This window comes from Bacillus sp. AFS029533 (genome assembly GCF_002585125.1).
Lineage (GTDB): Bacteria > Bacillota > Bacilli > Bacillales > Bacillaceae_G > Gottfriedia > Gottfriedia luciferensis_B.
This window is the reverse complement of sequence record NZ_NUQC01000069.1, coordinates 1-4,134: the sequence shown is the minus strand read 5'-3', so window position 1 is coordinate 4,134 and position 4,134 is coordinate 1. Positions and strand designations below refer to the sequence as shown.

4 protein-coding genes are annotated in these 4,134 nt (G+C 33.5%); 3 read left to right on the top strand and 1 reads right to left on the bottom strand.

Annotated features, from left to right (window positions below):
• A partial coding sequence (locus COE53_RS22985) for a M14 family metallopeptidase (RefSeq protein ID WP_218962890.1) occupies positions 1–1,561 on the top strand: 1,561 nt, incomplete at its 5' end.
• A 224-nt stretch (positions 1,562–1,785) separates the two neighbouring features.
• The gene (gene cspD, locus COE53_RS22980; protein ID WP_025568675.1) at positions 1,786–1,986 is read left to right on the top strand and encodes a cold-shock protein CspD; all 201 of its coding nucleotides are present in this window, start codon (positions 1,786–1,788) and stop codon (positions 1,984–1,986) included.
• Between the two features lie 367 nt (positions 1,987–2,353).
• On the opposite strand, the gene COE53_RS22975 is transcribed toward cspD, so the two are convergent.
• Positions 2,354–2,839 carry a CarD family transcriptional regulator gene (locus COE53_RS22975; RefSeq protein ID WP_254664590.1) on the bottom strand — a complete coding sequence of 162 codons (486 nt, stop codon included), beginning with the start codon at positions 2,837–2,839 and terminating at the stop codon, positions 2,354–2,356.
• Positions 2,840–3,033: 194 nt separating this feature from the next.
• Between COE53_RS22975 and COE53_RS22970 the strand changes: the two genes are divergently transcribed.
• Complete coding sequence (locus COE53_RS22970) at positions 3,034–3,954, top strand: lipase family protein (protein ID WP_180242473.1); 921 nt, start codon at positions 3,034–3,036, stop codon at positions 3,952–3,954.
• The last annotated feature ends 180 nt before the right edge of the window (positions 3,955–4,134 follow it).

Sequence of the window (4,134 nt, the reverse complement as noted above, 5' to 3'; positions counted from 1 at the left end):
AACAACCGACGGCACAACAACTGGTGAGACAACGGAAGGAACAACAGGCAGCACAACAACTGGTGAGACAACTGGAGGAACAACTGGTACAACAACTACTACAATAACAATACCAGCAAACGTTAAGTTAAAAGTAGATAAAGAGGAGAATGACCTTTACTATGTTACTTATAATGGGAATGCGGGGACTATTTTGAAAAGTGCAGTCCGAAATGCAACTCCATGGGAAATCTACCCAACGGCGAAAGTCTTTAAAGTAACGAATGATACACCTCTATTATTAAATGAAAATGGTAAATTAGTGAATAGGGGAACAGTTAAAGCAAATACGGTTTTTAGTAAAATAGGTGTGAAGGATCAGTATTTAATGATTCAATATTCTAATCAAACTGCTTATATTGATAAAAATAAAACTATTCCTTTACCAAATGGGACCTTGCCTGTGATCAGTATCGTGACGCAGCCTGTTAAAATTACGGCGGCTGTTGCAGTGCGAAATACTAAAATTGTCCTCCCGCGTGATAATAAACCAACAATGGTTAACATACCTGCTAAGCAAAAAATAGTAATTGATTCAGCTTATTCCTCTTATTATGTCGTAAAAGTTGGAGGACTTAAGGGACTGATCCCTAAAGCAGATATTTCGTTAAAAACCTATAACTACGTTGACTCAAATGGTGATTATTCATATGAAGAATTGACAGCGGATTTACAGGAACTGAATGCTTGGTATCCTGGATTTACTAAAGTTGAAACAATTGGTAAATCGGTAGATGGTAGAAGTTTATATGCGATTAAACTAGGGACTGGAAAAACTGAAATTAGTATAAATGGTTCGCATCATGCTCGTGAGCATATGACAACAAATGTCATAATGGAAATGCTTGATCAATATGCAAGTGCTTATGAAAAAAATACAAAAATTTCTGGTTTTGATGTAAGAAAAACATTATCTCAAACGTCTATTTATTTTGTACCAATGGTAAATCCTGATGGTGTAATGCTTGTACAAAAAGGTGCGAGCAGTGCAAAGAATCCAAATCAGGTCATTAAATTAAATAATGGTAGCAAGAATTTTAAAGCTTGGAAGGCAAATGTACGTGGTGTAGATTTAAATCGACAATATCCAGCTGGGTGGAGTACAATTTCTGGTAATAAGTCAAAGCCCGGCCCTGATAACTATAAAGGTACTAAGGCTTTAAGTGAACCAGAAGCTAAAGCTTTATATGATTTCACTAATAAACATTCATTCAAAAATACAGTTGCATACCACTCATCAGGAAATATTATTTTCTGGCATTATAATCAAACAGGAACTCAAATGGCTAGAGATAAGGCAATTGCTACAAAATTATCAAAACAAACAGGGTATAGTTTGGTCGCTCCTGCCAAAGGTGGAGGCGGTGGATATAAAGACTGGTATGTTGCTGCAAAAAAACGACCAGGATTTACTATTGAAATTTCTCCTTATGTAGGGAACAAACCAGTGCCAAATAGTTACTTTAGTAGTATTATGAAGAAAAACTTACCAGTTGGTTTAATACTTGCTAACGAAAAGTAAAAAATCACATTTTTTATAATAAAATTACTAAATTTAATTAATCTTCGTGCACAATTTGTTTTTCATTTCATTTTATGTTAAGATAGGAACATACTTAATAAGAAATTGGTTAATTCAATTCATGTGTTAAAAGGGACGAATTTTCATCCTGTTCTAATGTGTGTATTTTTTCTTAACAATACTCATTAAGTGTAAAAAAACAGGTATATATGGAGGTTCGTACAATGAACACAGGTACAGTTAAATGGTTTAACGCAGAAAAAGGTTTCGGATTCATCGCTGTTGAAGGTGGAGACGATGTATTCGTACATTTCTCAGCTATCCAAGGCGACGGTTTCAAATCTCTTGAAGAAGGCCAAAAAGTAAGCTTTGAGATCACTCAAGGTAACCGTGGCGCTCAAGCTGAAAACGTAGTTAAATTATAATTTTCACTTCTGAGTGAGTAAAAGGCTGCTAGCATTTTTGTTAGCAGTCTTTTTTTATTTTGTATAGAGAAGTGAAGTGATGGCGTCGCCTACAAATAAAATGACCACAACCGTAAATAAACTATTTAAGCGAATTCGAAAAAAATATTGAAACTTCAAATGTCTTCCGGATTTTCTATTATAATAATACTAAATCAACTAAAACTGGTTTTAAAACTGGTAAAGACAATAGAAATCATACCGGACTTAAAACTATACTCATACTTTATTTTGATTATTGATCATCCTAGGTATTCATTAAAGTAACTAAAAAGTTCGAAAATCAAAAAAAAGAGCTTAAAGTAAGCTCTTTTTCCTAAAAAAATCTTTATTTTAATGCAGAATCAATTAATTCGGTTGCTTCAAGCTGCGATATGCCTTTAATTAAGCTAAGTTCACCAACAAACATGCGTTTAGCCATGTCTAGCATTTCTCTTTCACTAGGGTTTAAAGGTTTCTCCCTACTTTGAAGTGTTAGATCACGTACTACTTGAGCACCAGCGAGTAATTCGCCAGACTTTAATTTTTTCATGTTTGTATCATATTTTTGTTTCCAAGATAAGGAATCGTCAGGAAGACCATTTGAAAAGTCATCTAATACATTACTTAAATATTCTTTGTCTTCGACTAAACGAATTTTCGTATTTGACACATTCCCTTGAGGGACCATCAATTTTAAATTGCTGGATGGTATGTTAATAATGTAGTACTGTTGTGTTACACCTTGTATAACTTTCTCTTCGATGGAATCAATTACTGCAGCTCCCTGCATTGGGTAAATAATTTGATCGCCAATTTTGAACAATGTACCCACCTCCGAAAATTCTTATAACTTAAGTATAACATTAATAAATGAAATATCAAAATTTATATGATAACATCTGTAAAATAAAACTGTCAATAATTTTATGTATAATTTTTTACTTTTTTGGGGAAAAGATGAACATGTCATATGGTCGTGGACATAATATGGAAGAAAGAGACTGTCGAAAGGAGGTTAGGTTACTAATGAATTTTCGTGTAGTTATTTTTATCGTTACAGTACTTACTTTTTTTACAACGACCACCGGATGTAGCCAACAAGAGCAAAGAGAGCTAGAGAAGCTTCCAGATGGCGTATTATTATCAGCATCTGAGCTTTCTTATGAAGCATTTCTAAGTAAAGAAATAGGCAAAAGCTTAAGAGAACATAAAGGGATTGCTGATCCATTACTTACTCAAGTTCATAAGGATCTTAGCGATTATAGGCTTGTTTCCATTACATCTGGTAATATTGGATTTTCTGCAATAGCATTAAAAAATAATAAAAATAATAGTTTACTATTTGCTTTTAGTGGATTAAAGAAAATTAATATACAAGATATTTATCAAAGATTAGTTGAATTTGAAACTCCTGAGAATGGTTCACCAGTTGTAATAGATCAACAAGCTCAGCAAGCATATGACTGGGTTACATCAATATTAAATAAAAAAGAGAATAAGCATTCAAGTGTATATGTTACTGGTCATTCCTTTGGAGGTTATTTAGCTCAATTTGTAGGTTATCAGCTTAAGAATGATAAAAAATTGAAAAATCATCTATTTGTACAGGGCGTTACATTTAACTCATTAGGTGTACTATTAGATGATGGTTCGAAAAAACTTCATGCAAAATCACAAAAAGTCCAAAAAACGTTTAAACCGCTATTTACAAATTACATTGTAAAGGGTGACCCATTGGACTACGCGAATAAGACCTTCTTTAAACAAATAACTGGGTACTCACTTCAGCATCTCGGTAATGTTAAATATATTACAGTAGATGAAAATTATAAAACGTCTTTAGCTGCATTAGAAAAAACAACAGATTTATGGACAAAAGCAAGATTATTGAAACCTTTGTACCCATATCACGATTTGGTTGAGTTTGAGGGTGCGTTTTGGAAATAGTACGGTGAAAATTAAAAGCTACTATCATAGATAGTAGCTTTTACACGCTGTTGAAAAACAACTTTGTCAATTAAATTACCAAATTTTCGTAAAAGGAGTAGGTGATGTTGATTTCCATTACAGGATGCTCGCTTTCCATGGGGCGGGATTCTTTAGCCTCCTCGGCAAGCCTGCGGGGTC

What these genes read in the sequence shown, in the direction of transcription:
- cspD (WP_025568675.1), top strand. Translation starts at nt 1,786, where the DNA reads ATGAACACAGGTACAGTTAAATGGTTTAACGCAGAAAAAGGTTTCGGA.
- COE53_RS22970 (WP_180242473.1), top strand. Translation starts at nt 3,034, where the DNA reads ATGAATTTTCGTGTAGTTATTTTTATCGTTACAGTACTTACTTTTTTT.